The sequence below is a fragment of the Pseudomonas sp. TAE6080 genome, assembly GCF_018732265.1.
Lineage (GTDB): Bacteria > Pseudomonadota > Gammaproteobacteria > Pseudomonadales > Pseudomonadaceae > Aquipseudomonas > Aquipseudomonas brenneri.
In genome coordinates this window covers 51,079-76,353 of sequence record NZ_JAHIDY010000028.1, presented here as the reverse complement: position 1 = coordinate 76,353, position 25,275 = coordinate 51,079, and the positions used below count along the sequence as shown (strand labels likewise).

General features: G+C 59.6%; 23 protein-coding genes and 1 tRNA gene. 10 read left to right on the top strand and 14 right to left on the bottom strand.

All coding sequences use genetic code 11. From position 1 onward, the window contains the following. The first annotated feature begins 103 nt into the window (after nt 1–103). From KL786_RS20280 to KL786_RS20255, 6 genes are all read left to right on the top strand, one after another. Complete coding sequence (locus KL786_RS20280) at nt 104–1,324, top strand: MFS transporter (RefSeq protein ID WP_215518756.1); 1,221 nt, start codon at nt 104–106, stop codon at nt 1,322–1,324. Nucleotides 1,325–1,378: 54 nt separating this feature from the next. Next, on the top strand, nt 1,379–2,089 hold the full coding sequence (locus KL786_RS20275) for a FadR/GntR family transcriptional regulator (RefSeq protein WP_090290984.1): 711 nt from the start codon (nt 1,379–1,381) through the stop codon (nt 2,087–2,089). Nucleotides 2,090–2,201: 112 nt separating this feature from the next. Continuing rightward, nucleotides 2,202–3,395: an L-2-hydroxyglutarate dehydrogenase gene (lhgD, locus tag KL786_RS20270; RefSeq protein ID WP_215518755.1), complete on the top strand. Its 1,194-nt coding sequence runs from the start codon at nt 2,202–2,204 to the stop codon at nt 3,393–3,395. Nucleotides 3,396–3,482: 87 nt separating this feature from the next. Continuing rightward, nucleotides 3,483–4,811, top strand: a complete 1,329-nt coding sequence (locus tag KL786_RS20265) for an MFS transporter (protein WP_090290982.1) — start codon at nt 3,483–3,485, stop codon at nt 4,809–4,811. 80 nt (nt 4,812–4,891) lie between these two features. Beyond that, nucleotides 4,892–5,743, top strand: a complete 852-nt coding sequence (locus KL786_RS20260) for a CAP domain-containing protein (RefSeq protein WP_215518754.1) — start codon at nt 4,892–4,894, stop codon at nt 5,741–5,743. 85 nt (nt 5,744–5,828) lie between these two features. Continuing rightward, complete coding sequence (locus KL786_RS20255) at nt 5,829–8,015, top strand: GAF domain-containing protein (RefSeq protein ID WP_215518753.1); 2,187 nt, start codon at nt 5,829–5,831, stop codon at nt 8,013–8,015. A gap of 91 nt (nt 8,016–8,106) precedes the next feature. On the opposite strand, the gene KL786_RS20250 is transcribed toward KL786_RS20255, so the two are convergent. The 3 genes from KL786_RS20250 to KL786_RS20240 all read right to left on the bottom strand — a co-directional run bounded on the left by KL786_RS20250 (nt 8,107) and on the right by KL786_RS20240 (nt 11,387). After that, complete coding sequence (locus KL786_RS20250) at nt 8,107–9,234, bottom strand: GGDEF domain-containing protein (protein ID WP_215518752.1); 1,128 nt, start codon at nt 9,232–9,234, stop codon at nt 8,107–8,109. A 406-nt stretch (nt 9,235–9,640) separates the two neighbouring features. Then, complete coding sequence (locus KL786_RS20245) at nt 9,641–10,120, bottom strand: VOC family protein (protein ID WP_215518751.1); 480 nt, start codon at nt 10,118–10,120, stop codon at nt 9,641–9,643. 55 nt (nt 10,121–10,175) lie between these two features. Further along, nucleotides 10,176–11,387 (bottom strand): EAL domain-containing response regulator, encoded by a 1,212-nt coding sequence (locus KL786_RS20240; protein WP_215518750.1) that lies wholly within the window; start codon nt 11,385–11,387, stop codon nt 10,176–10,178. Nucleotides 11,388–11,661: 274 nt separating this feature from the next. On the opposite strand from KL786_RS20240, the gene KL786_RS20235 reads away from it, so the two are divergent. After that, entirely contained in the window at nt 11,662–12,882 is a 1,221-nt protein-coding gene (locus KL786_RS20235; RefSeq protein WP_215518749.1) for a multidrug effflux MFS transporter, read from the top strand. A 16-nt stretch (nt 12,883–12,898) separates the two neighbouring features. Further along, on the top strand, nt 12,899–13,510 hold the full coding sequence (locus KL786_RS20230) for a TetR/AcrR family transcriptional regulator (RefSeq protein ID WP_215518748.1): 612 nt from the start codon (nt 12,899–12,901) through the stop codon (nt 13,508–13,510). Nucleotides 13,511–13,805: 295 nt separating this feature from the next. Here the strand turns inward: KL786_RS20230 and KL786_RS20225 are convergent, their stop codons facing one another. From KL786_RS20225 to KL786_RS20210, 4 genes are all read right to left on the bottom strand, one after another. Next, entirely contained in the window at nt 13,806–14,159 is a 354-nt protein-coding gene (locus KL786_RS20225) for a PM1101 family membrane protein (RefSeq protein ID WP_215518747.1), read from the bottom strand. 97 nt (nt 14,160–14,256) lie between these two features. Beyond that, nucleotides 14,257–15,075, bottom strand: coding sequence for a methyltransferase domain-containing protein (locus KL786_RS20220; RefSeq protein ID WP_215518746.1), 819 nt, complete (start codon nt 15,073–15,075; stop codon nt 14,257–14,259). 21 nt (nt 15,076–15,096) lie between these two features. Then, a complete protein-coding gene (locus tag KL786_RS20215; protein WP_215518745.1) occupies nt 15,097–15,471 on the bottom strand; it encodes a DUF1641 domain-containing protein in 375 nt (124 codons plus the stop codon). Nucleotides 15,472–15,498: 27 nt separating this feature from the next. After that, on the bottom strand, nt 15,499–16,686 hold the full coding sequence (locus KL786_RS20210; protein WP_215518774.1) for an NAD(P)/FAD-dependent oxidoreductase: 1,188 nt from the start codon (nt 16,684–16,686) through the stop codon (nt 15,499–15,501). A 414-nt stretch (nt 16,687–17,100) separates the two neighbouring features. On the opposite strand from KL786_RS20210, the gene KL786_RS20205 reads away from it, so the two are divergent. After that, nucleotides 17,101–17,187 (top strand) — tRNA-Leu (locus KL786_RS20205). Between the two features lie 207 nt (nt 17,188–17,394). After that, entirely contained in the window at nt 17,395–17,751 is a 357-nt protein-coding gene (locus tag KL786_RS20200) for a hypothetical protein (RefSeq protein WP_215518773.1), read from the top strand. On the opposite strand, the gene KL786_RS20195 is transcribed toward KL786_RS20200, so the two are convergent. The 7 genes from KL786_RS20195 to KL786_RS20165 form a co-directional block, all read right to left on the bottom strand. Then, nucleotides 17,693–18,238, bottom strand: a complete 546-nt coding sequence (locus KL786_RS20195) for a lysis system i-spanin subunit Rz (protein ID WP_215518744.1) — start codon at nt 18,236–18,238, stop codon at nt 17,693–17,695. The genes KL786_RS20200 and KL786_RS20195 overlap by 59 nt on opposite strands. Further along, the gene (locus KL786_RS20190) at nt 18,235–18,768 is read right to left on the bottom strand and encodes a glycoside hydrolase family 19 protein (protein ID WP_215518743.1); all 534 of its coding nucleotides are present in this window, start codon (nt 18,766–18,768) and stop codon (nt 18,235–18,237) included. Before KL786_RS20190 ends, KL786_RS20195 begins: the two co-directional genes overlap by 4 nt. A gap of 61 nt (nt 18,769–18,829) precedes the next feature. Next, entirely contained in the window at nt 18,830–19,378 is a 549-nt protein-coding gene (locus tag KL786_RS29895; protein WP_215518742.1) for a tail fiber assembly protein, read from the bottom strand. 2 nt (nt 19,379–19,380) lie between these two features. Then, nucleotides 19,381–20,115: a hypothetical protein gene (locus KL786_RS20180; RefSeq protein ID WP_215518741.1), complete on the bottom strand. Its 735-nt coding sequence runs from the start codon at nt 20,113–20,115 to the stop codon at nt 19,381–19,383. 38 nt (nt 20,116–20,153) lie between these two features. Beyond that, nucleotides 20,154–20,879, bottom strand: a complete 726-nt coding sequence (locus tag KL786_RS20175) for a hypothetical protein (protein ID WP_215518740.1) — start codon at nt 20,877–20,879, stop codon at nt 20,154–20,156. A gap of 1 nt (nt 20,880) precedes the next feature. Further along, nucleotides 20,881–21,276, bottom strand: a complete 396-nt coding sequence (locus KL786_RS20170; RefSeq protein ID WP_235861144.1) for a hypothetical protein — start codon at nt 21,274–21,276, stop codon at nt 20,881–20,883. A gap of 19 nt (nt 21,277–21,295) precedes the next feature. Next, nucleotides 21,296–25,171, bottom strand: a complete 3,876-nt coding sequence (locus tag KL786_RS20165; RefSeq protein ID WP_215518739.1) for a TipJ family phage tail tip protein — start codon at nt 25,169–25,171, stop codon at nt 21,296–21,298. Between the last annotated feature and the right edge of the window lie 104 nt (nt 25,172–25,275).

Below are 25,275 nucleotides of genomic sequence, written 5' to 3'. Positions count from 1 at the left end.
AGGCGTTTGACGCACATATAGAGTGCAAATGCTGCGTCTACCGCCATGTTAGGCGAGGCCGTAGAGTGCGGGCAACAGCCACGGAGCAGAACAAGGAATACCCATGACGTCCCCTACCCCACGCGGCGCGCTCGCCGGCTTGTCGTTGTGCATGTTGCTGGCTTCACTGGGCACCAGTATTGCCAATGTCGGCCTGCCCCAGATGGCCGAGACCTTTACAGCACCCTTTGCAGCGGTGCAGTGGGTGGTGCTGAGTTATTTGCTGGCGATTACTGCGGTACTGGTAAGCGTCGGGCGCCTGGGGGATCGGCTCGGACACCGCCGCCTGTTGCTGACGGGGGTGATGGTCTTCGCCGTGGCTTGCGTCCTGTGCAGTGCCGCGCCCTCCCTCGGTATGCTGGTCGCGGCGCGGGCGCTGCAAGGGTTTGGCGCGGCGATCATGCTGGCAATGACCATGGCGCTGGTCGCGGCCACCGTGCCCAAGGCGCAGACAGGCCGCGTCATGGGTTTGCTGGGGACGCTGTCGGCGGTGGGCACCGGCCTGGGGCCGGCCATCGGTGGCGCGCTGATCGTGGCATCTGGCTGGCGCGCGCTGTTTCTGATCATGTTGCCGTTGGCCGCCCTGGCGTGGGTGCTGGTACACCGTACACTGGCCGACAGCAATCCACAGGCATCAGCCGCGGGGCGTTCCAGTGTTTTCGCGGCACTGCATGACCGTGCCCTGGGCGCCGGGCTGGGCATGAGTACGCTGGTGGCGGCCGTGATGATGACCACCCTGGTCGCCGGGCCGTTCTACCTGAGCCATGGCCTGGGACTCGATCCCGCGCAAATGGGCCTGGCGATGGCCGTCGGCCCGTGTATCGCGGCGCTGACAGGCATGCCGGCCGGGCGCCTGACTGACCGCTGCGGCAGCTACGCCACGACGCTTGGCGGCCTGCTGTGCATGCTGGCAGGCTGCCTGGTGCTGGCGTTGATGCCCCTGGGCGTCACAGGTTATATCGGCGCACTGGTCATCCTCACCCTGGGCTACGCGCAATTCCAGGCAGCCAACAACACCGCAGTGATGAGTCATGTATCGGCGGATCGACGCGGGGTGATTGCCGGCTGGCTGAACCTGTCGCGCAATCTGGGCTTGATCATCGGCGCGTGGGCGTTGGGCGCGGTGTTTGCCTGGGGCACAGGCGATATCCACTCCGCCCTCCCCACAACCGTGGGCCACGGGTTGCGCATGACCTTTTGGGTGGCCTCGGGGCTGGTTGCGCTGGCACTGTTGCTGGCCTTCACGCGCCGGGTAAAAACGCTGCAGGCCACCACGGCGCCTTGACAAGGGAAAATCGTAACGGCTATTGTCCGACAACCTGATCACCTAGGTTTCGTCATGCTTGAGCTCCAGCGTCCAGATTCCCTCGTCGTGCGTGTTGTCAGCGCCATACGGGCCGAGATTGACTCCGGACAACTGGCGCCCGAGTCGCGCCTGCCGACCGAACAGCAACTGGCTGAACAGTTGAATGTCAGCCGCTCGGTGGTGCGCGAGGCGATTGCCCAGCTCAAGGCCGATGGCGTACTTACCGCCCGGCGTGGCCTGGGCTCGTTCATTTCGCAGACCCCGGCCGGCACGGTGTTCCGCTTTCCGGAAAAGAACGGCCGACGTCCTGACCTCGCGCAAATGTTTGAAGTGCGCCTGTGGATCGAAACCCAGGCAGCCTCCATTGCCGCCCAACGCCGCGACGCGGGCGACCTGCAGCGCATGAAACGCGCCTTGCAGGAAATGCACGACAAGCGCGCAGACTTTGCAGCCGCCGCCCTCGCCGACGTGGAGTTTCACCGAGCCATCGCCGACGCCAGCAAAAACGAATACTTCGTGGCCTTCCACGACTTTTTGCGCAACCAGTTGGCCAGCGCGCGCAAGACCGCTTGGGAAAACTCAGCCTCGCGCTTTGCCAGCGGCTCGGCGGATGCCACCCAGGAACACCAGGCGCTGTACCAGGCAATCCTCGACGCAGATCCCCAAGGCGCCGCCGCTGCCGCCGAAGCGCATTTGCGCGCAGCCGCCAAACGTCTGCAACTGGAGCTGCCCGCGACTCACTGATCGACCCGATACCGATGAAGCGTGCCTGCGGGCGCGCCGTTTTTTTAACAAAAACATTAGTCTGACAACCTGATAAGCAGACTGAAATGTATTGATTTAGGTAGCCCCACACATGATTTATGACTTTTGCATCATCGGCGGCGGCATTGTCGGCCTGGCCACCGCGATGGAGCTGCTCAAGCGCCAGCCCAACGCGTCACTGGTGATCTTGGAAAAGGAACCGGTGCTGGCCAAGCACCAGACCGGCCATAACAGCGGCGTGATCCATGCCGGCATCTACTACGCACCCGGCAGCCTCAAGGCCGACTTGTGCAAGCGCGGCGCCGAGGCCACCAAACAGTTCTGCCGCGAACACGGGATCAAGTTCGAGGTGTGCGGCAAATTGCTGGTGGCCTCCACGGCCCTGGAAGTGCAGCGCATGGAAGCGCTCTATGCACGCTCGCAACTCAACGGGATGAACGTCGAGCGCCTGGACGCGGATCAACTGCGCGCCCGCGAGCCGAATATCGTCGGCCTGGGCGGGCTGTTCCTCGACGCCACCGGGATCGTCGACTACCGCCAGGTCTGCGAAACCATGGCCGCGGTGATTCGCCGCAATGGTGGCGAGATCTGCCTGGGAAAAACCGTGACCGCGATTAGCGAAGACACCGACAAAGTCACCGTCAGCACCCACGACGGCGCCTGGCAGGCGCGGCACCTGGTGGTGTGTGCCGGCCTGCAATCGGATCGCCTGGCGACCCTGGCCGGAATCGATATCGATCACCAGATCATCCCGTTCCGTGGCGAGTACTTCCGCTTGCCGGCGTCGAAAAACAACATCGTCAACCACTTGATCTACCCGATCCCCGACCCAGAGCTGCCGTTTCTGGGGGTGCACCTCACCCGCATGATCGATGGCAGCGTCACCGTCGGCCCCAATGCCGTACTGGGCCTGGGCCGGGAGAACTACAAGAAGTTTTCCGTCAACTGGAAGGATGTGGCCGAGTACGCGCGCTTCCCCGGGTTCTGGAAAACCATCTGGCAGAACCTCGGCTCCGGCAGCGTGGAAATGAAGAATTCGTTGTTCAAGTCCGGCTACCTGGAGCAATGCCGCAAGTATTGCCCATCCCTGGAGATCGACGACCTGCTGCCCTACGAGGCCGGGATCCGCGCCCAGGCGGTGATGCGCGACGGCACCTTGGTACACGATTTCCTGTTCGCCCAGACGCCACGCATGTTGCATGTGTGTAACGCGCCGTCACCGGCGGCCACCTCTGCCATTCCGATTGGCGAAATGATCGCCGACCGCATGTTCAAGGCCAACTGAAAGCCCTGACACACATTCTCTGTGGGAGCTGTCTCGCCCGCGTTTGCAACACCCTAATAAATATAATGACTGAGAAGGAAGTACAGCATGACGGCAAAAGCCCACAACCCCGCCACGGTGGAAACCCCGGCACAAACCAAGAAACGCCTGCGCAAGGTCGCTGCCGCCACCATCTTCGGTTCGATGCTGGAGTGGTATGACTTCTACCTCTACGCGACCATGGCGGCGATTGTATTTTCGAAGATCTTCTTTGATAACAGTGACCCGAAGACCGCGACCCTGATGGCCTTCTCCACCTTCGCCATCGGCTTTATCGCCCGCCCCTTCGGCGGCATTCTATTCGGCTACCTGGGCGACAAGTTCGGCCGTAAACATGTGCTGGTGTTGACCTTCTGCATGATGGGCGTGTGCACCACGCTGATCGGCCTGATCCCCAGCTATGCCTCGATTGGCATCTGGGCGCCGATCATTCTGGTATTTATCCGCATCATCCAGGGCCTGGGCGCCGGCGCCGAGTTGTCCGGCGCGGCGGTCACGTCCTACGAGCATGCGTCAGAAGGCAAGCGCGGCAGCCAGGGTGCCTGGCCGGCACTGGGGTTGAACCTGGGCCTGTTGTTGTCGTCGCTGACCGTGTACCTGCTGACCATCAATGGCAATGAGTTCCTCCTGGCAGGCGGCTGGCGCATCCCGTTTATCTGCAGCATCGCCCTGGTGGGTGTGGGCCTGTGGGTGCGTAACAGCATCCCGGAAACCCCGGAGTTCAAGGAGTTGAGCAAAGAGCCTGCCAAAGCCAAGGTCTCACCGCTCAAGGCCCTGTTCAAGAATGACCTCAAGGGCCTGGCGGTGGTGTTTTTCGTGGCAATTGGCTACAACGCCCTGAGCTACATCTTCAAGACCTTCTCCCTGGCCTACCTGACGCAGTTCAAGGGTGTCGACGTACATGTCACTTCGTTGTCGGTGACCATCGCAAGCCTGGTGGCCATTGTCGCTGTGCCGTGCTTCGGCTGGCTGTGTGACAAGTGGAGCAGCAAGTCGGTGCTGGTACTCGGCGGTGTGTTGTCGCTGCTGTTCGCCTACCCGTTCCTGGCGCTGTTGAACACCGGTGAAAGCCTGATGATCTACCTGGCCATCGGGATCGGCACCGGGATCCTCGCGCCGATGATGTTCGCCCCACAGGGCTCGTTCCTCAGCCGCCAGTTCCCGACCCAGACCCGTTCTTCGGGCTTTGGTACCGGGCGTGAGATCGGTACGGCCATCGCCGGTGGCCTGGCGCCACTGGGTGCCTTGTCGATGGTGGCCGCCTCGACCACCCACTCGACGGACGGCGTGGTGATCATCCTCGCCATCGCCTCGGTGCTGGTGGTGGTGTTTGCCCTGTGTGACCAGGGCCGCAAGCACTCGGCATTCAAGAACTGAGGGCAAAATGTTGCCCAAGGGGTGCATCTGCGCCCCTTCATCGCGCATCATGGGCACTTTCATGCTCAAGGGAAACGTCCATGCGCGTTCTGTCATTGATGATAGGTGTTACGACGCTGGCCGCCAGTCTGGTGTTTTGCGCCACGGCGTCGGCGAGCGAAGAGAGTCAATTGATCGACTCGATCAACCAATACCGCAGCCAGGTGCAGCGCTGCGGCGACCAGGGTTCCCAGGAATTGCCGCCGCTGGCGGTCGACCCGCGCCTGGTGTTGCCGGTCAACAATGTTGGCGACTTGCAGCAAGCCCTGGCCCAGGTGGCCTACCCCATGGTCAATGTGCAGGCGATCAGCCTGACCGGTCCTCGCGACTCGCAAGCGGCAATGAAAGCGGTGCGCGAAAGTTTCTGCCGGGTGGTGCTGGACCCGCAATTCGTCGATATTGGCGTCAGCAACAGTGGCCAGGACTGGCGCATTGTCCTCGCCCGTCCGCTGTTGAGTCGCGGCCTGGCCAGCTCCGAGACTGCCGGCCAGCAGTTGCTGGAGATGGTCAATGCCGCCCGCAACCAGCCTCGCCAATGTGGCACGCAGGCCTTCGCCGCGACTACACCGCTGGCCTGGAACGCTCAGTTGGCAGGCGCCGCCGACAGCCATGCGCGCAACATGGCCAACAACAACTTCTTCGACCATCTGGACCGCGACGGCCGCACACCCGGGGACCGTGCGGAACTGGCGGGCTATGTGGCCCAACAGATCGGTGAAAACATTGCAGCCGGCCTGGATACGCCGCGCAAAGTGGTCGATGGCTGGCTCGCCAGCCCCGGTCACTGTGCCAACCTGATGAACCCACAGTTTCGCGAATTGGGCGCCGCCTATGGGCTGGACCCCAAGAGCGATGCAGGCATCTACTGGTCGGCGCTATTAGGCACGCAATAACGCTGAACTGGCCCGCGCTGTCCGGGTCTGTTGCTTGGCATTGCGATGCAATACAGCAAAGTGCAACAAACAAGGTAATCAGCAAATGACAGACTGGCTGCAAGATTGCGGTGAAATGGCCGAACGGGTTCGCCGCCATGATTGGGCCAACACCCCTCTGGGGCCGATCGATCTATGGCCGGATGTACTCAAGACCACCGTTTCGTTGAGTCTTGCTTCGCACTTCCCCCAGGCGGTGGTCTGGGGGCCCGAGCTGATCACCTTGTATAACGATGCGTTCCTGCCGATCCTCGGCAACAAGTCCGAAACCCTGGGCCAGCCCTTCAGTGTTATCTGGCAGGAAGCCTGGAGCCAGATCAGCCCCATCGCCGACGCTGCATTCGAAGGTCGTGCCACGTTTATCGAAGACTTTGCGCTGATCATCGAGCGCGGTGATGCGCCGGAACAGGCCTATTTCACCTTTTGCTACAGCCCGATCCGCGATCCTCATGGCAAGGTCGTGGGCATTCTCGATACCGTCACCGAGACCACCAACTCCGTGTTCATGGCCCGCCGCCTCGCCGTGCTGGATGCGATCGGCAACGGTGTGGCCAATGCCACCGATCCGGCGGCGATCATGGCGGCCACCACGCGGGTGCTGGCGTCCCACCTGAACCTGTCCAACTGTGCCTATGCCGACATGGACGCCGATGAAGACGGCTTTACCATTCGCGGCAACTGGGCCGCAGAAAGTTCGCCCAGCATCGTCGGGCACTATCGCCTGGCCGACTTCGGCCAATTGGCAGTCAAGCGCCTGCAGGCCGGCGAGCCGTTGATCATCAATGACAACCTGACGGAGCTGACGCCCGAGGACGCCGCGACCTTCCAGGCCATTGGCGTGACGGCGACGATTTGCATGCCGCTGATCAAGTCTGGGCGCTTGACCGCGCTCATGGCCATTCACGACCGCGTCCCGCGCCGCTGGTCGTCCTACGACCTGGCGCTGCTGGGTGAAGTCACGGAACGCTCCTGGGCCCACATCGAACGGGTACGCGCCGATGCCATCGTCCGCGAAGGCCTGTCGGCGCTGGCCGATTTGAATGCGACCCTGGAGCAACGGGTCATGGAACGCACCACCCTGCTCAACCAGACGGAAGCGGCGTTGCGCCAGTCCCAGAAGCTCGAAGCCATTGGCCAGTTGACCGGTGGCGTGGCCCACGACTTCAATAACCTGCTGACTATCATCCGCTCGTCGGTCGATTTCCTGCGCATGCCCAACCTGCCCGAAGAACGCCGCCAGCGCTACATGAGTGCCGTGTCCGATACCGTAGAACGCGCCAGCAAACTGACCAGCCAATTGCTCGCCTTCGCCCGGCGCCAACCGCTGAACCCGCAAGTGTTCAACGTGGGCCAGCGCGTGCAGAACATCGGCGATATGTTGGAGACGGTTACCGGCGCGCTGATTCATGTCAGCGTCGAATTGCCTGAACGGGCCTGTCATGTCTGCGCGGATTCCAGCCAGTTTGAAACCGCCTTGATCAACATTGCCCTCAACGCCCGGGATGCGATGGACGGCCAGGGCACGCTGGTGTTGCGCCTTGAAAGAGACCAGCCGCTACCGTGCATACGCGGGCACGGTGGTTCAGGCAAACCCTTCGTGGCGATCTCGCTGACGGACACGGGCAGCGGGATTGCCAAGGCGACCTTTGAACGTATATTCGAGCCGTTCTTCACCACCAAGGAGGTTGGCAAAGGCACTGGGCTTGGCCTGTCGCAGGTGTTCGGGTTCGCCAAGCAATCGGGGGGCAACGTCGATGTCGCCAGCGTGCTCGGCCAGGGCACGGTGTTTACCTTGTACCTGCCACAGGTGGAGCCCGAAGCACTCCTGGACTGCGCCGCCCAGGCCCCGCTCGAACTGGACCCGGACGCCGTACGGCGGCGCATCCTGATCGTGGAGGACAACCTGGAAGTGGGCCACTTCGCCAACCAGATCCTGCAGGACCTGGGTTACCAGACGGTCTGGGCCACCCATGCCGAAGAAGCGCTGGAGATGATCGGCCCGGATGCACGGGCGTTCGACGGGGTGTTTTCCGACGTGGTGATGCCGGGCATGGGCGGCGTGGCGCTGGCCAGGGAGTTGCGTCGGCGGCGACCCGAACTGCCCGTGATCCTGACCTCGGGCTACAGCGAGGAGTTGGCCAAGTGCGGCTATGACGGCTTCGAATTCCTCACCAAGCCCTACTCCGCCGACCAGGTCTCACGGGTGCTGGCCAAGGCCATGGGCAAAGACTGACTTGCACTCAAGAGCACCGTGCCTAGCCCGTCAGCACGCGTTATCGTTAACGCTCTTGGCGAGCAAGCTCGCTCCTACAAAAGGCTGGTTGCTAGGACGCGACCGCCACCTGGTTGCGCCCCATGGCCTTGGCGCGGTACAGGGCTTTGTCGGCGGTGTTCATCAAGTGCTGTAAGTCCTCACCCACGGCATGGGTCGAGGCCACTCCCAGGCTCGCACTCAAGCCGTGTACCGGGTCGATGCTTAAGCCGGCAATGGCGCGGATCAGTTGCTCGCCGATGTCGCGCGCCACTTCAAGGGTCGTATCGGGCAACAACACCGCGAACTCCTCGCCCCCTAGGCGGCCGTGGATATCCGCCTGGCGAAAGGAGGCGCTGATCACCTGGCCAATCTGCCGTAATACCCGGTCCCCGGCCTGGTGGCCGTAGGTGTCGTTGATGGCCTTGAAGTGATCCATATCCAGCATCAGCGCACACAGCGGCTGATGGGTGCGCTGGCATTGGTCATACAGCACCTGGGCTTTATCGAAGAATGCCCGGCGGTTCATCAGCCCGGTGAGTTCGTCGGTCTGCGCCGCGCGCGTTGAAATACTGTGGGCACGCTCTATTTCACGGGTCAGGCGAAAGGCCGTCTCCAGCGCCTCGGACAATTTACGCGAGGCACCCACCACAAATGACGAGAACACCAGCACGGCGATCGCCATGCCCAGCTGCATCTTGGACGGTTGGAACAGCAACCACAGGGTACACGGCAACAACACCAGCGCCATGGACACCATGGTCATGTAGCGATAGGCCGAGTAGCACGACACCGCGCTGACCGACATGCCCACGGCAAAAAGCATGACCAGCGCCTGGGTCAACCGATCATCCGCGGGCATCACGGCAAAGGCTCCCATACCCCAGATTCCGGCCGACAGCACCAGGGTGATCCAATAATGACGCTCCCAGCGTTGCGGCGTACGCTCGCTGCGGGGGCTGCGAAAATACTGGAGGAACATCGACAAACGCAGGAGCGACGAGCCGGCCAGCAATACCAGCCAACCGATCATCAGGCGAGGCTCAAGCCGGTCCCAGCACAGCCAGCACAGCATGCCCGCGGCCAGATAGCTGCCGAAAACCGCAGAAAAGGATTGGCGAAACAGTTGATGCAGGCGATCAGTACGCACCTGCTCTTCGATGAAAAAATCCTGGTCCTGCTCACGCCCAAGGCCATTCATTTGATTCGCCTGATCGAATGCTGCGACAAAATGGCATTGTGGCATCATGGCCGCAGGCGGAACAGCAAAATTACCTGCCCATGTCGCGCAAAGACCCGAGTTAAAGCCTTTGGATTATCACTATCGTAGGGGTAGCCACGTACGGTAAGCGCTGGCAAACCAGCGCCTAGTGCCCGGTCGAGGTGTGTTCAATCCTGAGCCATGGCCAACGAGCCTGATAGCTCCTGGCTTTATGTTCGAACAGTCCTGGCTGCGGGGTTCCAGGCCAAGGGTTGGCAAGCGCTCGATCATTTGCGCATTGATGGGGTTGGCCATCGCCAGCTCGACCAGCCTCTGGGGCGTCAGTTTCATATGCATTCCGTTGCCGTTGCTGCGTGTTGAGGATCGACGTTATATCAGGATTTCATCACCCTTTGAGCGCCGCCTCGATGGCCGCGATGTCGATTTTCACCATGCCCATCATCGCCTCGAATGCGCGCTTGGCCGCCGCAGGATCGGGATGGATGATCGCCGCCGTCAGCACGCGCGGGGTGATTTGCCAGGACAGCCCCCACTTGTCCCGACACCAGCCACAGGCAACCTCCTCTCCGCCGTTGCCGACAATCGCTTGCCACAGGCGATCCGTTTCGGCCTGGTCGTCGGTGGCCACCTGGAAGGAAAACGCCTGGTTGTGCTGGATACCTGGCCCGCCATTGAGGCCCAGGCACGCAATGCCCATGACGGTGAACTCCACGGTCAGGACATCACCCTGCTTGCCCGCCGGGTAATCGCCCGGGGCTTTATGGACAGCCTCTACCGTGCTGTCTGGGAATGTGCGGGCGTAGAAGTTGGCAGCCTCCAATGCAGTGCCATCGAACCAGAGGCAGATGGTGTTTTTGTGGGTCATCGGGATGCTCCAAAAAGGCAATTGACTGCTTGAGTCTAGCCCCTACTTTCAAACATCAGAGCGTGCTGCGTGATGCCAACTTCATTTCCAGCCACGAAAGCGCACGTGTTGCGCTCATGGGGCGCGCGCAGAGATAACCCTGGCCCTGATGGCAACCCAATTTGAGCAAGCGTTGGCGCTGGCTTTCGTACTCCACGCCCTCTACCACGACTGCCATATCCAGTGCTTCAGCCAATGCCAGGGTGCTACTGATCACCGCACGATTACGGGGGCTGCTATCAAGGTCACGCACGAAGCGTGCATCGAGCTTGATTTCGGTAAAGGGCAACTGACACAGGCGCTCCAACGAGGAGTAGCCAATGCCAAAGTCATCGATGGACAGGCCAGCGCCCATCATCCGCAGGCGAATCAAGGTTTCGAGTACCCTTGGAGAGACCTCCAACAGCCCGCTTTCGGTGATTTCGAACGTCAGGCGCGATGCAGGTATGGCATAGCGTTCCAGTGCCTTGCACAGATTCGGTAACAGCGACTCATGAGACAGTTGCTCTGCCTCCAGATTAAACGCCAGGGACAACACATGCCCCTGCGCCTGCGCTATTTGCAGGAAGGCCAAAGCCTGTTCCAGCAGGGCAGAAAACAGCTCATCCATCAAACCGAACTGGCTTACCTGCGACAGGAAATCCGCCGGGCATAGCACGCCGTGCTGCGGATGTTCCCAGCGCGCGAGTACTTCAAGGCTGCCGACTTCACCGGTCGCCAAATTGAACTTGGGTTGAAAAAATGCCTTGAGTTCATTCCCTGCAATCGCCTGTTCCAGGCCCGCCTGGCTGGCAAGCGGGTAGCGAGCCTTCGCAGATACATTCCCGGCGGCGACGGTGGTTTCCAGGTATCGGCTTAACAGCGGCGTGATCGCCCCTGCGCGTACCGGCACATCGACATACCCCAGGACGCTGACTCCAAGCATGCCGACCATACGGTCGATGGCATCTTGCAGGTCTGGGGCCAAAGCACTGCAAATGATGAGCGACTTGACCCGGCGGGTACGACTGAGTATTTCGAGCGTCGTCAGCCCTTGCATACCCTCCTCGTTCAAGGCGCAGAGCACGATATCCACTGGCCCCGCGTGCTCCAGCAACTGCAGCGCAGCATTCACATCGGCCGCGCCCACCACGCTGTCACAGCCGGCGTCCCTGAAGGCCTGAATGGCAACGAGTTGCTTGAAGGGGTGCTCTTCGATGACCAGAACACGAATCGGGAGAAAGGACATGACACATCACAGATGAGATAGAAGTGCGCTCATTCTCACGATACGTCCTACCGGCGTATTTAGGAAAAGTCTTAAATAGAAAGCGAAAACTCTACAGTTTGGTGGCTTCTTACGCGAGATGAAAACACTGCTGCTCAACTGTGGGTTTGCTCGTGATAACGGTGTGTCAGCTACAGAAAACGGTGAGGCTACCCACATTGACCGTTAACCGAGGTGTCGTTATCATTCACAACACCTACCGACCGGTAGGATGTTTTTTTAGTTTGGAGACTGTATGAATTCGCAACCCACCTACAGGGTCCCCCTGAGGCTGGCTATTGGCCTGGGACTGATCGGCGCCCTCGGCCCGTCGGCGGTCGATATGTACTTGTCGAGCCTTCCCGAGATTGCCCGCGAGTATCAGAGCAGTTTCGCCAGTGTGCAGTTGACCCTGACGTTCTTCCTCCTGGCCATGGGTGCAGGCCAGTTGATCTTCGGGCCCATCGTCGACGCGTACGGCCGCCGTCGCCCCCTGCTGGCTGGCCTTGTGCTGTTTACCTTGTGTTCACTGGGCGCGGCGTGGGCACCGACACTTGAGACGTTGATCGCCCTGCGCTTCGTCCAGGGCCTTGGCAGCGCACTGACGCTGGTGGTGATCATGAGCATGGTGCGCGATGTCAGCGAAGGCGTGGCCGCGACCAAGCTCTTTGCATTGCTGATGACCATCGAAGGGGTGGCGCCGATCTTTGCCCCGGCACTGGGTGGGGTGATCGATACACACTACGGCTGGCGTGCCGTGATGTTGGTGCTCGCCGCTTTTGGCCTGGCGGTACTTGGCAACAGTTGGCTGTCGTTGCCAGAGACCCTGGCCTCTCGGCACAGAGAACCCTTGCGTCTGGGTGCTGCGTGTCGCACGTACCTGACCATTGCCAGGGACCGGCACTTTCTGCGCCCGACCCTCGCCGTGGCGGCGGTGTTCTTCTTTCTGTTTGCCTACATCGGCGGCGCGACCCTGGTCTATCAACAGACCTACGGCTTGAGCCCACAAGCCTTTGGCATGCTGTTCGGCATCACGGGTGTAGCCATCCTGATCGGGGCGATGAGCGCCGGGAAACTGGTCAGCCGATTTGGCTTGAGCCGTCTCTCGCTGATCGGCGTGTCGTGCATGGCCGCAGGCTCGGCAATCGCTGTGATTTGCACCCTGACCCAACTGGGCTTGCCCGGTATAGTGGCGGGCATGGCCGTCGCGTTGTTTGGCTTGGGGATCGCCGAGTCCACGTTGATGTCGCTTGTCATGTCCTCGCAAAAGCGCGCGCTGGGCTCCACCGCTGCACTGCTGGGCGCGTTCCAACTGTCGATCTCCGCCAGTGCGACGCCACTCTCGGCATTGGCCCTGACCCAGGGGCCAGTGGCCTGGGCAACACTGCTGTTGGCCAGCGCGTTGCTGACCTGCCTGCTGACGACGATCAGCCTTCCCCGGGGGGCAGGCCAAGCCTTTGACCTGACCGGGCACTGATTTGAGGAGCAACACCATGACATCCAACACCCTGACCTCGGCCGCCGAACGCATCGCGTATCTGGCCCTGGATCAATTTGCCGAGCATGGTTACGACGCCGCCTCGCTGAACGATATCGCCGTGCGCGCGGGCATCAAAAAGGCCTCGCTGTACGCACACTTTGCGAGCAAGGACGCGCTCTACGTGGTCGCACTCGAACTTGCACTGCAGGCCGAGCGCGACTACGTGCAAAGCCAATTTTCGAAAACCTCACGATCGGTCAAGGCCCCCGGCGAGGTCTATATAGACAACCTGCAACGCCGCTACAGCGCCAATGAATCCCTGCGGTTCTTGTTGAGGGCCGCATTTTACCCGCCGGAGCCGCTGAGGGGCGTTGTCATGTCCGGGTTCGATGATTACATGACCACGATCCGCAGCCATTTCCAGAAGGGGTTGCTCAAAGCCTATCCAGGCATAGACGAACAGGCCAGCGAGGTTCTGGCAGAGGCCTACCTGGTGATGATCGACAGCCTGCATGTAGAGCTGACCTACGGTAATGCACAGGCCTATGCACGTCGCCTTGAGGCGCTGCAACGACTGTCGCGGGCGGTTGGTTACGAGGAAATCATTCGGCGATTGCGCGGATAAACACCTGACCAGCCTTCGCGTAATGCCACTGTAGGAGCGAGCTTGCTCGCGAAGGACGTCAACGATAATGCGTGCTTACAGGGTAAGCGCGGCGTTCTCAAGTTTTTCGCGAGCAAGCTCGCTCCTACAGTGGGCCAGCTCAAGCCTCGGGCGGTTTACTTGTTCATCAGCCTGTCTCGTTCAATCCGTATCGAATGACATTGGGGGCACAACAGCCCCAACCGCACTGCACGGGTGAAACGATGCTCGCACTTCTTGCAACGGAAGAAATACGGCGGCCCGTCGACAAAAGCGCTCATGACTGTTTCTTTTTCAGGACCATTTTTCCGGCTTCAAAGGAGATTTCCTCATACCCTTTGAATAAGGCAATGATCAGGCCCAGGCCCAAAGTGGCAGCCGCAATAATGGCCGCGATCTCCAACCCTGTCAGGGTGGCGATGGGCACAGCCGCCGCCATGGAGAGCCCACCGGTAAAAGGCACAGCCGCCAGTGCCGCGGTCAGCAGTCCAATCGTGATCGTCCCCGCTACCGCAATCTTCTTCGACGATTTGAGCTTGTTCGCAAGCTCACCTTGTACCGTGATCTGCTCGTACCCGGCATTCTTGGCAGATTCAAGTTCCGTTTTGGTTCTCACCGTGATGACGCGCATGCCACTTCCCTATTCGATGGTTCCAAACCTCAATGATCGCATAATGCCATACCCTTAAGTAAGCGATCGCATCCATTGGCATGTCGTTAGCCCGCAGTCAGACCCGCGCCACAATGAAGATCCGTTTGAACGGGAACAATGTGAGGCCATCTGGTTCCGGCGGGTACACTTGGCGCACTCGCTCAAGGTAGTGATAGATAAACCTCGCCCGGTCTTGATCATTCAGAGCCAGTAATACAGGGCGCAGGGCCGAGACCTTGACCCAGTCAAAAATCGGCGATTGGCCTTGGACAACTTGCAGATATTCAGTCTCCCAGATATCCAGTTCGTGGCTCATAGGAGCCAGTAAACGGTAGTAGCAATCCAGCGATAACACCGGGCGAGTCGACATTGCCTGGCGCAATTGAAGAGTACCCAATGGCACGCCGCCGGGCCCCGCATCTTCCAGGGTATCGAGCATCAAGCAATACCAGTGCGCGTCACGCCAATTGGGCATATGGGCTGCAAAACAGCCACCGGGTTTGAGCTGTCGCAACAGCCGGGGTAACAGCTCATGATGCCCATCAATAAAATGCAACACCGCAGCAGCCAGCAGCAGATCCGCAGGTTGTTCGGCGTGCCAGCCTTGTAGATCACGGCGCTGCCACAGGGCCTTGATTGGCAGGCATTTCGCTTCAGCAAGCATTTCGGCAGAACTGTCGATGCCGGTCAGCTCTGCATCTGGCCAGCGCTTGGCCAACAGCTGGGTGGCAATACCGGTGCCACAGCCCAGATCGTAGATACAGTGCGGCCGCTCAAGGTGGATGCGCTCAAGAAGCTCAACAACAGGACGTTCTCGCAGGCGGGCAAACTTCAGGTAGGACGCGGGGTCCCATTGGGTACTGGCATTTTGTGCCAGTGAGGAGTCGGCGATCATGAGGTGGACCTCCAGGTCGTGTCACAGTTGTCGTCCAATGACGTTCAGCGTTCTCAGAATCAGACCTACGCCCCGCCGGGTGTCCGGTTCGCGAAGTAGGGTCAGCAAGCCGTAGAGGCTATCGGGATGTTCCAGGGCCTGGGTTTGCGACTTGGCCATACGTACTGCGTTGCCCAGCTCCCAACTCACGCTGGTGGTTTGCTCAAACAGCGTTGCGAGCTTTTCCACCATTGCGCAATCCAGCAGATCGACGATGTCAGAAGCAATTGAGAGCAGGTCGACCAGGTTGTCCAGCCGGCCGTTATCGAGCAAAGGTTGAAGCTTTTGCACGATTTGGTGTATCGCCAGATCAGGCGTACCGACCGCCTCGGCACCGTCAGAGGGTATTGGGTCCATGACAAAGACTCCTTCCTTTGTATTGAGTCAAAGCATTCCGCGAGCCACAGCCCAGTAAAGACCGCGGTTAAATCCATTTCGCAGCAAGCCTGCCAACTTGTTCGGTGGTGTCGGCAATACATCGTGCGTGTAGTCGTACCAGAGGGGCATACCCGCGTTCAGCCCCATTTGAGCCACGGCCTGGACACGCCCGTCATAGATGGCATCGGCAGAACCATGGCGAATCTCCCCTGCAATATTGTTTGCAATAACCGGCGCCTGGTTATGGCAAGCGCCTCCCGCTTTGCTGACGGGCAAATCGACGGTATCGCCAATCACATACACATTTTCCAGACCGTAGACTTGCAGGGTCTCGTGATGAGTGGGTAGCCATCCCTCATTGCCTTGCGCTTGCGATACACCCGAGGCAATGACGACATCCACCGCTCGTATCGGCGGGGTCGCCATCAAGATATCGAACGGCTGGGCATCACCCTCTGCGGAATACGCAATGCGTTGATCGGGATCGACCTTGTTGAGGGTAAAACCCCGCTGAAAGCGGATGCCACGCTGTTCAAACAGGCCAGGCAGAATGTCGCCTGTAGGTCGCTGCAAGAACAAACAGTTGCGCATCAACTGCGCCGTCGTGGGATAGGTGTAGACGATCTCCACCTTGTCGCGAACGCCGCGACGACGCAGAAAATCATCCAGCATCAGGGTGGTTTCAACGGGGGCAATCCCACATTGATGAGGAACATTCGGGGTTTGGGGGAAAGAGACGGTAATGAAAATCCGCCCGCGTTTTATGCTGCCCAGACGCTGGGCCAACTGTCGTGCAGGCTCGTATTGGTAGAAATGATCCCCGGCCTCCTTCAGCCCTTCAATCCGTTCCGGCGCGGGTACACAGCCCGTGGCGATCACCAGGTAATCATAGCCGTGGCGTTGGCCGCTGCGGGTATGCAGAGTCTGCCCGGGGAAATCGAAGCGGGTCACTTCATCGACCTGAAAGTCGATCTCCGGCCGCAACAAAGAACGCTGCGCACGCTTGAGTTCTTCTTCAAAGAACTGGTTAAACGCCACGTACATGAAGGCAGGCTTGTAAAAGTGCTCCGCCGAGTTTGAGAGCAGGCTGACTTTCACCTTGGCCCTGACGATTTCAGGATACAGCTTTGCCACTAACTGATTGGCGACCATGGTCCCACCAAGACCACCGCCAACGACTATTATCCGGACCACCTCACTGCCTCCTTGCATGGTTGGAACTCCTATAAGGGACCATAGTAAATAACCACGTGGAGGCAGGACTAAAAGGCAATAACGGTTGCTGTGATCATCGCGAATCGGATTCCTGCAAGCGTCAAATAAGTGAAATAGACAGCCAGCAGGTAAGAAATACGGGCCGTGCATGGTTTTCCAATCATGGATCACGAGGCCTGTGCGGCGATGCGCCACCGAACCGCATGCTCCTCCTTGGCAAATGTAGATCACTGATATGGTGGGATTTTTTTCTACGCTGGCACACGTAACCAATCAGAAAAAGACCGCTCGCAAACTTGCACCAACGTGCCTGGATCTATATATTCCCTAGCCTGCTGCACCGCTCAAGCACTTTGCCAGGCAAAGCTTCTTGAGTTGCTTCATCGCGCTGCCGCCCGAATGGCGAAACTGGTAGACGCATGGGACTTAAAATCCCCCGCTCGTAAGGGCGTCCCGGTTCGATTCCGGGTTCGGGCACCATAGATATCAAGGGCTTGCATGATGAACTTCATGCAGGCCCTTATCTTTTCTGTTCCGCAATTTTATAAGCTGTTCCGCAATTATCCTTTCCCCGGCGTCCTGCCGACCGAACACCAAACCAAAATCCCCTACAGCTCGTCGCCTCGCATCGCACAACCTGCAAACCTCGATTACTGTATGCACATACAGCATTCGGATTGCCCCACAATGAACATCGACGAAGACACCTCGACGTGGCTTGGGTGCCCTACGCCCCTGGATATGTACAAACACCAGTGCGCGCTACTCGAGGACGAGCTCACAACCGCCTATCGCCTGCTGAGCAAGGCACGGGCGAACGTTGCGGGCCTGGTCCAGATGAATGACCTGCTCGCCACCGGAAAAGCGTCGGCAGAGACGGCACTGAGGGAAGCCCTTGAGCGCATATCGGCGATGGGCAGTGACCAGACTGACAAGAGAAGCTTTCGAAGCGTCGACCTGGTGACCGATCAACGCGACCATCTCTTCAGGGAGAATCAGCGGCTGCTGCTGGAGTTGAAAGTATTGAGGGGGCCACAGCCCTGACATACGCCTGGCATGCCCGCAGCGCGATCAATCCTTGGTCGCCGGCATCGGTGATGGCGACAATTCGTTGAGCATGCGCTGGGTCAAGTTGGGCTCGACGGGCTGCATGAACCACGCCGACGGCGCCGGTGGCGGCAGGCACGTTGCAGCCACTGGCTGAATCCGTGGCGTCGAGAAGGACTGACAGCCGCAAATCAGTAGTAGCAAGGCGGTCAAGCAGGCGGGCCTGGTTGCGTTGAGCATCGGAAAGTTCTCGGGTGTGTTGTTGATCGGAGGTGGCCAGCGTCTTCTCCAGGCCCAGGCGCCTGTCCTGCTCGTCGCGCACTTGCTTGATGGCCACCGCGCTGATCCTGTCCAGCTCGTCCTGGTGCAGGCCGGCCTGCTCGGCCAGCGTCTTGCCAGTGCGCCAGTCCTGTACCTGCCAAGTGCCGCCGGCGCTGATCACCATCGCCACCAGGATTGCGGCCAAGATCTGCCCGGGAGTCATGCGAGCACCTTCTGCGCCTGGGCGTACAGCCGCTGGCGATCCTCAAGGCCATTGACCCCGCCATTGACCCGGCGGGTGATTTTCACGAACTCCCCCTTGTCTGCCAGGGTGTTCAGGCCTTTCGTCGACCAGAACCACGCCGCAGACATTGCGGCGTGCTGCGGCTGCTCCAAAAGCTCGGGCTGGTTGATCAGGTCCAGGCCCAAGGCCTCACCGCACGCCGCGTAATTGGCCCGGCCTGTGATCTGGATCAGCCCCCGGCCCCGATACTTTGGTCCATCCCCCTTAACGGTGTTGCCCAGGTCAGCACGGCCTTCATATCCGGCCTGCTGCGCCGTGGGGCCCCAGATCTCACGCACATAGCGCAACTGGCCTGACTCGTGGCCGACCTGGGCAATGAAGGCGGTGATCCGCTGCGGGGTCACGATGGCAAAACGACTCATGGCTGTGTTCAGCACAGGAACAAAAACGCCGGCTTGGCGGCCGGCGTTCGGGAGAATCCGCAGCAACTGCTGCTCGGTGATTGGCATAGCTCTCTCCAGGCAAAAATAAACCCGCTCGATGGCGGGTGTGGTCGACGACGGCGCGGCGCTATGGCGCGGCGGGCCAATCAATGGCGAGCGGGTAGCCTTCCTGATCAGGCACGCGATTCAGGGCCACGCGGTATTTCTTCCAGGCCTTGAGGGTCGCCAGCTCTGCCTCGGTCCCTTCGTCGATATCGACGGCGTCCTGAAGTGGCGCAATTGCGTAATCAGCGGCAGCACGCAAACGAGTGATCTCTGCCTGAGCATTTTCGGCGGGGTCGACAACAACTGGCGGCACTTCAATTGGTGGAAGGTCAGGAACCAAAATGTGAAGGGTGATCATGGTTTTCAAGTCATAAGACTCACCATCCATGGTCACAGTCACTGTGAGTAGATCCGCATCAAAGTTTATGGTGACATCGGCCTTGTTTTCAGAAGGATGAAGGGAATAGCCCCACCCCTGGTCAATTGGAGGAAAGGGAACCATGCCCTTCGACCCAGTAATGCAGTACACGCCAACATCCTTGCGGTAGCTGTCCACCTGTGAGCCGCCCAACGATGTCAGGTCATGCATCGCGCCAGTTGCGCCCACGATATTGATTGCTGCTCTTGCCATGATTAGATCGCCTTGAGTGTGCCATCTTGAGCGCGCACGGTATTACCCGTGTGATAGATGGTGTTGAAAGTCGCAGTAGAGTAACCGCCGGAGCGAAAACCAATCACTCCGCCAGGCGACACACCCATCCAGAGCTGACTACCCAGATCGCCACCGGGATATCCAATATCTAGAAGTGTGCCGTAACCAACGGGCCGATACTGAGTTTGGTCTGCGATTATGGAGAATCCAGTGCTCCACCTATTCATGCTTGCAGCTACATTATTCTCGCGAGTTCCCAAACCAAACGCCCCAACAGGCATAGCGTTTCCAGAATCAGTGCCTATATTGACAGCGGCAGCACTACCCAGCCCCAGTCCTGCACGGCCCTCAGCCTGGTTTCTGCCACCAGTACCGCCCATGGCCACCGGCACGACATCCTGAGTGGACACATCACCCAAGCCCGCGAGCGTGGCGCCCCACTGATGAACCATTTGGTTCACCGCGTCGGCCAGGGCTTTGGGGTATCCGTTGACGGGCACAATCCCGTACCCGGCACCGCCAACGGCCGGCCCACGGTATGCCGGGGAGATCGACAACGAGGTATCGCTTGCAGGGTTGATCACTTGATAGATGCCCTGATCAGGGCCGACAAACATATCCCCGGCACGGCAGTTCGAGAACTTGGTGCCGACGCCCGTTACTGTCGGGCTCCCGTTCTGCACGCTCACAGTCCCTTCTGAAAACCAAGAAGACATAGGTTTCTCCAGTTGAGTGCCCACATCGGCACTTGAATTTAGTTGTAGTAACGTTCTATCGGAAACTTGCAGACAGGTACGCCCAGAAAAAAGCCATCTGAGCCCTGCCAATAAAACCGGTCGAGATATTGTTTCTGGTTGAAGATCTGCAACACCGGAACGCCACCATCCAAAATGGTGATTCCCGCATACTGCGAGTTATTTGCAAACCACATGATGCCGCGATCCATACTTGAAACACATATGAAGTCGCTTGTATCAATCACTACATCGCTGTAGTAAGTATCTACGAAAGTACCTCTAGCGACAGTCCATTTTTTTGCGAACTTCCCAAAGCGAACAACTCGATCACTTGAGACATAGACTATTTGCTCCTGCCCATCTCTTACTTCCATCCCGAATTCGGCATCACTTTGCTGATCAGAGTATTTGCAGGACACAAATTCCATTAAGTAATCCTGCAATACACTGCCGCCCCGAACTGCTGACGTGACATGAAACCCGGTCCAGTTGCCTGACGATCCTTCGATTGAGATATACAGACCGAGGTTGTCGTGTGACGCCGATATCGTCCGCAAAAAAATCTGGGGCGGCTCCACCGTTAGGATGGGTTTGGCAAAGTTAAACTGCCCTTTGCCGGGCTTATCCGTGAACCGTGATTGAATCCTGAACTGCCCCCTTTCAGAGAACACCAGTACTTTGTAGACGCTACTGATACTGACTGATCCGTAATCGTTTTCGGCAACGAAACCATAGTCATCCATATCAATTCACCTTGACCACTTCCACAACACTCTCTACGACATTGCGTGTCCACATCTCCCGATTCTTGCCACCGCCACCACCATCCGGCTCGCGGTAATTGATCTGGGTATAAATCGCAATCCGTGTCCCTCCCAAATCGGTATAGGTGGGCAGTCCACCCCAAGTATCAGGGCGGCCAATCTGGTCATATGGTGCATAAACTTTAGGGGTGATCGTGACAAAGCAGGTGGCGGGGTCATAGCCAGGAACATCCATAAGGATGTACTCATAGTTAGACCCCCTCCCCCCTCCAGTCGCGGCAGGAACTATCATTACCGCTAACTTTTGCAGAGTGAAATCTTCCATACCCAGAGTTTGAACTTCGTTTTTATCGAAAACCCAGAAGCCATACTCCACGGTAATACCTCCCAATTAGTTAGCTTGGCGCTGTGAGTCTGCCGGTCATGGTTCGGCGTTTACCGTTGCCGTCGTAAACCGCGAGACCGTTGCTGTTAAGAAGAATCGAGCCGCCAGTACTCTCGCCGCGCAGCACGAATGTGCCTGCCTTGACGTTGATCTCCAGCAGTGGACGACCTTTGGAATCAACAGCCTCAGATCGCAGCGTCATGCCCAAGATGATCTCCTGGATGAATGCCTTGTTGATCACCGCCTGGTTGATGAACACCTGGCCACCGCTCACAACGAACGGCGTAATCAACTGCCCACTGACCTCATCGACAATCTCGAAGCGCTGTGCAAACGCCAGAATCTCCGACGTTTCCCCGTCACTGCCCAGCGCCAGACCGGCCATAACCTTCTTGCCGTTGGCAATGGTCTGAGCCTTGATCGTCGTCTGAGCGGACACCTTGCCGTTGAGATCGACAATCGTCTCGTTCACTTGCTGAACCGAGGCGTTGGTCTCGCCGATACTCGACTGCAAGGTTTCCGAGGTTCTGGCCAGCGCCTGGTTAGCGGAAGCCTGGACCTTCTTCTCAACCTCAAAGCTGGCTGTCGACTCCCAAGCCTTGATCGCGCCGGCAAGATCGCCAGAACCATCATCGCCGCGCACCGAAGCCCGCAGCGCCTCATTGCTGGACGCTTGAGATGTGATCTTGCCGTCGAGGTTGGTGACCTTCGTGTCGAGGCCGGTGATTGCCTGGGCATTGCCGGCTACCTTCTCTTCGGTCAGCTCCAGGTCGCTTTTGAGCTGAGTCAGTTGGGTGGCTGCCGTCTGCTTGTTGGTGGCCACCACCTGCTCCAGCACGGTCAGCCCGGACTGGTTCGCCCCTACCCTGGCGTTGAGCGTGGTCAGTTGCCGCGCCATTGCATCGCTTTCAGAAGCTCGCGTGCGCTTCTCAATCCCGAGATCAGCCGTCGATTGCCAGCCCTTCATCGCGTCCGCCAGGTCGCCCGCACCATCATCACCACGGGCGGCCGAGCGCAGTGCCTCAACCGATGTCGCGGTGGCCACCACCTGGCCCTCAATCTCCTCGATCATGCTGGTGACCAGTTGAACCTGCTGGGCCAGCGCGTCGGTGGTTTGCAGGATCGTGCCGATGTCCTTCCAGTACAGCGGGTTTGGCGGCGCTTCGCCGGCCGGTACCGGGCCAGTCGCCTGGTACAGGTGCCCATCCTTTTGCGTGAATGCGCCGGCTGTGTAGGGTTTCGTGGGATCGTACGGCTCCGCCCCGGTAATCTGGCCCAGCAACCCCTCCAGTTCTGCCTTGGCCTCCTTCAATCGTTCGTTGACCGATCCGTCGCCATCCCCCGAAATCAGGTCGATCTCTTCTCGCAGGCTTGGATACAGCGCACCCTTGCCGATCTTGTCGGCAAAGTACTTGTCGTACTCGGTCTGGTCCGAGCTGGCCTGGCCATTGACCGCCCCCGTGACCGGGAAGAACGGCCCGACGTTGCCGGTACGGTCCACCAGACGCGCCCAGAAAAACAGGCTCGCCCCTGCCAGCAGGCTGTGCATTTCGTGCTTGGCCTGCGGGTAGCTGAAGTCGCTGAGCTTCTTAGCGGTCTCCAGATCGGGCGACTCGCTATACCAGAGCTCCGTGCGCTGGGTGTCCTCTGCACCTGGTGGAAAACCCCACTTGATGCCGATGCCGAACAGCTCGCTGGTGGTGGTCAGGAACGCCACAGCCGGCGGCAGGCCGACCTTCCCCTCCAAGTTGGTAAGGCTTGAGCTCTTCCAAATCGAAGAGATCTCGAAGGCGCTCACAGACCGCACCCGGGCCAGATAGGCACCCGAATAGATGCCCGTAACGTCCACACTGGTCGAACCAGTGCGCTGCAGCTTGATCCAGTTGCCGCTGTCCTTGCGCCACTCCACGTCATAGGCGATCGCGCCGGCCACGGCGGGCCACGAGATGTTCATGGTGCTGATGGCGATGCCCTGGTTCACGGCGTAGCTCGACGTCAGTGTGACGCTTGCCGGCGCCTGAACGACGGTGATCGGCACAACGCTGATTGGGCGTTCTTCCAGGCGCGCGCCGGTGTCGATATGCGCGAACTTGCTCGGGTCGTACTGAACAGCCGAGATCTCGAACACGCCAGGCTCCGGCCGGGCCACGCTCACCACCCGGTACAGCGGGATGGCGAGGTCGTCGGCATCCAGCGCCCACACAAGTTCGGGTTCGGGCGCAACGGAGTAGGCAACGGTAACGGTGACCTGCCGACCGCTGACCAGTTGCACGGTACGCCCCTCGCACTTGCCGTCAGGCAGGTTGAGGATCAATCGGTCACCGGGCTTGGCCTGGGTATCACGATCCAGGGTGATGACCTTGCCATTCACCGCCGAGATACGCCCGCCCACCGGCCGACCGGCCAGGAGTTCGTCGGCGATCGGGATCACGTAGCCAGGCAGAGGGATGCGCCCGTCGAGGCCGACCTTGAAGGTAACGGCCCGGTCCTTGGAGTTGGTGAGCAGCGCCCACTTACCGCGGCGCTGCGCCTCCGACTCGCGGGTGCAGCCGATGGCGCTGATCTCCAGCGGGTTGTCGCCGTAGCGGCGCTGCAGCTTGGCATCAGTAACGGCAGTGACGTCGGTGTCGTAGTTGTTCGCCGGGTTGTCGTAGCTGATCAGCGCGCGAGTGTACCGGGTTCGCTCCGACGCGCTCGAGTAGGTGAACTTGCCGTCGATCACATTCGCCCGGGTGTAGGCGAAGTCGAAGTCGGTGGCGCGCGGCATATCCGACAGGGTGAAAACCTGGCCCTGGGCCCAGTAGGTCATCCCCCGATAAATCGCCGAGATATCGCGCAGCAGCGACCAGGCATCAGCCTTGCTTTGCAGATTCAGGTTGCAGATGAAGCGAGGCTCCTGGCCACCCTTACCGTCCGGCACCAACTGGTCGCAGTACTGCGAGATCCGGTACAGCTCCCACTTGTCGACCATCCACGGCTTGATACGACGGCCGAGGCCGAAGCGGTCGGCAGTGGTGATGTCGTAGGTCATCCAGACCGCGTTGTCGGTCCAGGCTTGCTTGAAGGTGCCATCCCAAACGCCCGAGTATGTGCGCGACACCGGGTCGTAGTTGCTCGGCACCTGCATCTTCTTCAGTTTCGTCTCGACCGTGACGGCCGGGATGCTGCGGAATTGCTCAGCGGAGAACTCGATGTAGAGCAGCGCGGTGTTCGGGTAGCGGATCTTCGCGTCGATCACCTCGGTGAAACCGGCAATCTGCATCGTGTCGGAGATTTTGTTGTTGTTCTGGTTGATGGTCACCCGGGTGATACGCATCAGCCAGCCGGTGGTAGCCCTGGGCAAATCGATACGGCGGGTGCGCTCATAAAGGCTGGTGGTCTTGCCGTCGACCGATTCGCTAAGCACCTGCTGGTAGGCGCCGCCGTCGGTGGCCAGCTCAACTTTGTACTCGATCCGGTAACCGTTGATATTGCCGCTGGCATCAACAGACTGGAGCGCCGGCCAGGCAAAACGCACGCGCACGGCCGAAAGCTGGGTATTGGTGATCGCCCGAACCCACGGTGTGCCGCTGCGCAGTTCGGTACTGATGGTGGTTTCGTTCTCGATCGAGGGGATGCCCTGGATATAGGTCTGATCCACCGCCCCGGTGCGCCACTCCCACTTCACGTTCGGGAAGTTCATGTTGCCCTGGGGGTCCTGCAGGGGGGTGTTGTCGAGGTAGATGTCGCGCGCGGTGGGCGTGCCTTCGAACTCACCCTCCCCGATGGCGATCAGCATCTTGGCGATAGCGACCGAGCGCAGGCTGTCGGGGGCTTCCGTTGGCGTTTTTGGTTTCTCTTCGCCGCCCTTGGCACCGTGGATGTCGATTTTGCGTGCTGCGCCCATGCTTTCCTCCAGGCAATAAAAAACCGCCTCGTGGACGGTATGGGTATCTGTACAGCGTGGATGAAACTCCAGTAGCACCGTTGGATGCCGGAGTAGTAGCGTTA

What these genes read in the sequence shown, in the direction of transcription:
- KL786_RS20280 (WP_215518756.1), top strand. Translation starts at nt 104, where the DNA reads ATGACGTCCCCTACCCCACGCGGCGCGCTCGCCGGCTTGTCGTTGTGC.
- KL786_RS20275 (WP_090290984.1), top strand. Translation starts at nt 1,379, where the DNA reads ATGCTTGAGCTCCAGCGTCCAGATTCCCTCGTCGTGCGTGTTGTCAGC.
- lhgD (WP_215518755.1), top strand. Translation starts at nt 2,202, where the DNA reads ATGATTTATGACTTTTGCATCATCGGCGGCGGCATTGTCGGCCTGGCC.
- KL786_RS20265 (WP_090290982.1), top strand. Translation starts at nt 3,483, where the DNA reads ATGACGGCAAAAGCCCACAACCCCGCCACGGTGGAAACCCCGGCACAA.
- KL786_RS20260 (WP_215518754.1), top strand. Translation starts at nt 4,892, where the DNA reads ATGCGCGTTCTGTCATTGATGATAGGTGTTACGACGCTGGCCGCCAGT.
- KL786_RS20255 (WP_215518753.1), top strand. Translation starts at nt 5,829, where the DNA reads ATGACAGACTGGCTGCAAGATTGCGGTGAAATGGCCGAACGGGTTCGC.
- KL786_RS20250 (WP_215518752.1), bottom strand. Translation starts at nt 9,234, where the DNA reads ATGAATGGCCTTGGGCGTGAGCAGGACCAGGATTTTTTCATCGAAGAG.
- KL786_RS20245 (WP_215518751.1), bottom strand. Translation starts at nt 10,120, where the DNA reads ATGACCCACAAAAACACCATCTGCCTCTGGTTCGATGGCACTGCATTG.
- KL786_RS20240 (WP_215518750.1), bottom strand. Translation starts at nt 11,387, where the DNA reads ATGTCCTTTCTCCCGATTCGTGTTCTGGTCATCGAAGAGCACCCCTTC.
- KL786_RS20235 (WP_215518749.1), top strand. Translation starts at nt 11,662, where the DNA reads ATGAATTCGCAACCCACCTACAGGGTCCCCCTGAGGCTGGCTATTGGC.
- KL786_RS20230 (WP_215518748.1), top strand. Translation starts at nt 12,899, where the DNA reads ATGACATCCAACACCCTGACCTCGGCCGCCGAACGCATCGCGTATCTG.
- KL786_RS20225 (WP_215518747.1), bottom strand. Translation starts at nt 14,159, where the DNA reads ATGCGCGTCATCACGGTGAGAACCAAAACGGAACTTGAATCTGCCAAG.
- KL786_RS20220 (WP_215518746.1), bottom strand. Translation starts at nt 15,075, where the DNA reads ATGATCGCCGACTCCTCACTGGCACAAAATGCCAGTACCCAATGGGAC.
- KL786_RS20215 (WP_215518745.1), bottom strand. Translation starts at nt 15,471, where the DNA reads ATGGACCCAATACCCTCTGACGGTGCCGAGGCGGTCGGTACGCCTGAT.
- KL786_RS20200 (WP_215518773.1), top strand. Translation starts at nt 17,395, where the DNA reads ATGAACATCGACGAAGACACCTCGACGTGGCTTGGGTGCCCTACGCCC.
- KL786_RS20195 (WP_215518744.1), bottom strand. Translation starts at nt 18,238, where the DNA reads ATGACTCCCGGGCAGATCTTGGCCGCAATCCTGGTGGCGATGGTGATC.
- KL786_RS20190 (WP_215518743.1), bottom strand. Translation starts at nt 18,768, where the DNA reads ATGCCAATCACCGAGCAGCAGTTGCTGCGGATTCTCCCGAACGCCGGC.
- KL786_RS29895 (WP_215518742.1), bottom strand. Translation starts at nt 19,378, where the DNA reads ATGGCAAGAGCAGCAATCAATATCGTGGGCGCAACTGGCGCGATGCAT.
- KL786_RS20180 (WP_215518741.1), bottom strand. Translation starts at nt 20,115, where the DNA reads ATGTCTTCTTGGTTTTCAGAAGGGACTGTGAGCGTGCAGAACGGGAGC.
- KL786_RS20175 (WP_215518740.1), bottom strand. Translation starts at nt 20,879, where the DNA reads ATGGATGACTATGGTTTCGTTGCCGAAAACGATTACGGATCAGTCAGT.
- KL786_RS20165 (WP_215518739.1), bottom strand. Translation starts at nt 25,171, where the DNA reads ATGGGCGCAGCACGCAAAATCGACATCCACGGTGCCAAGGGCGGCGAA.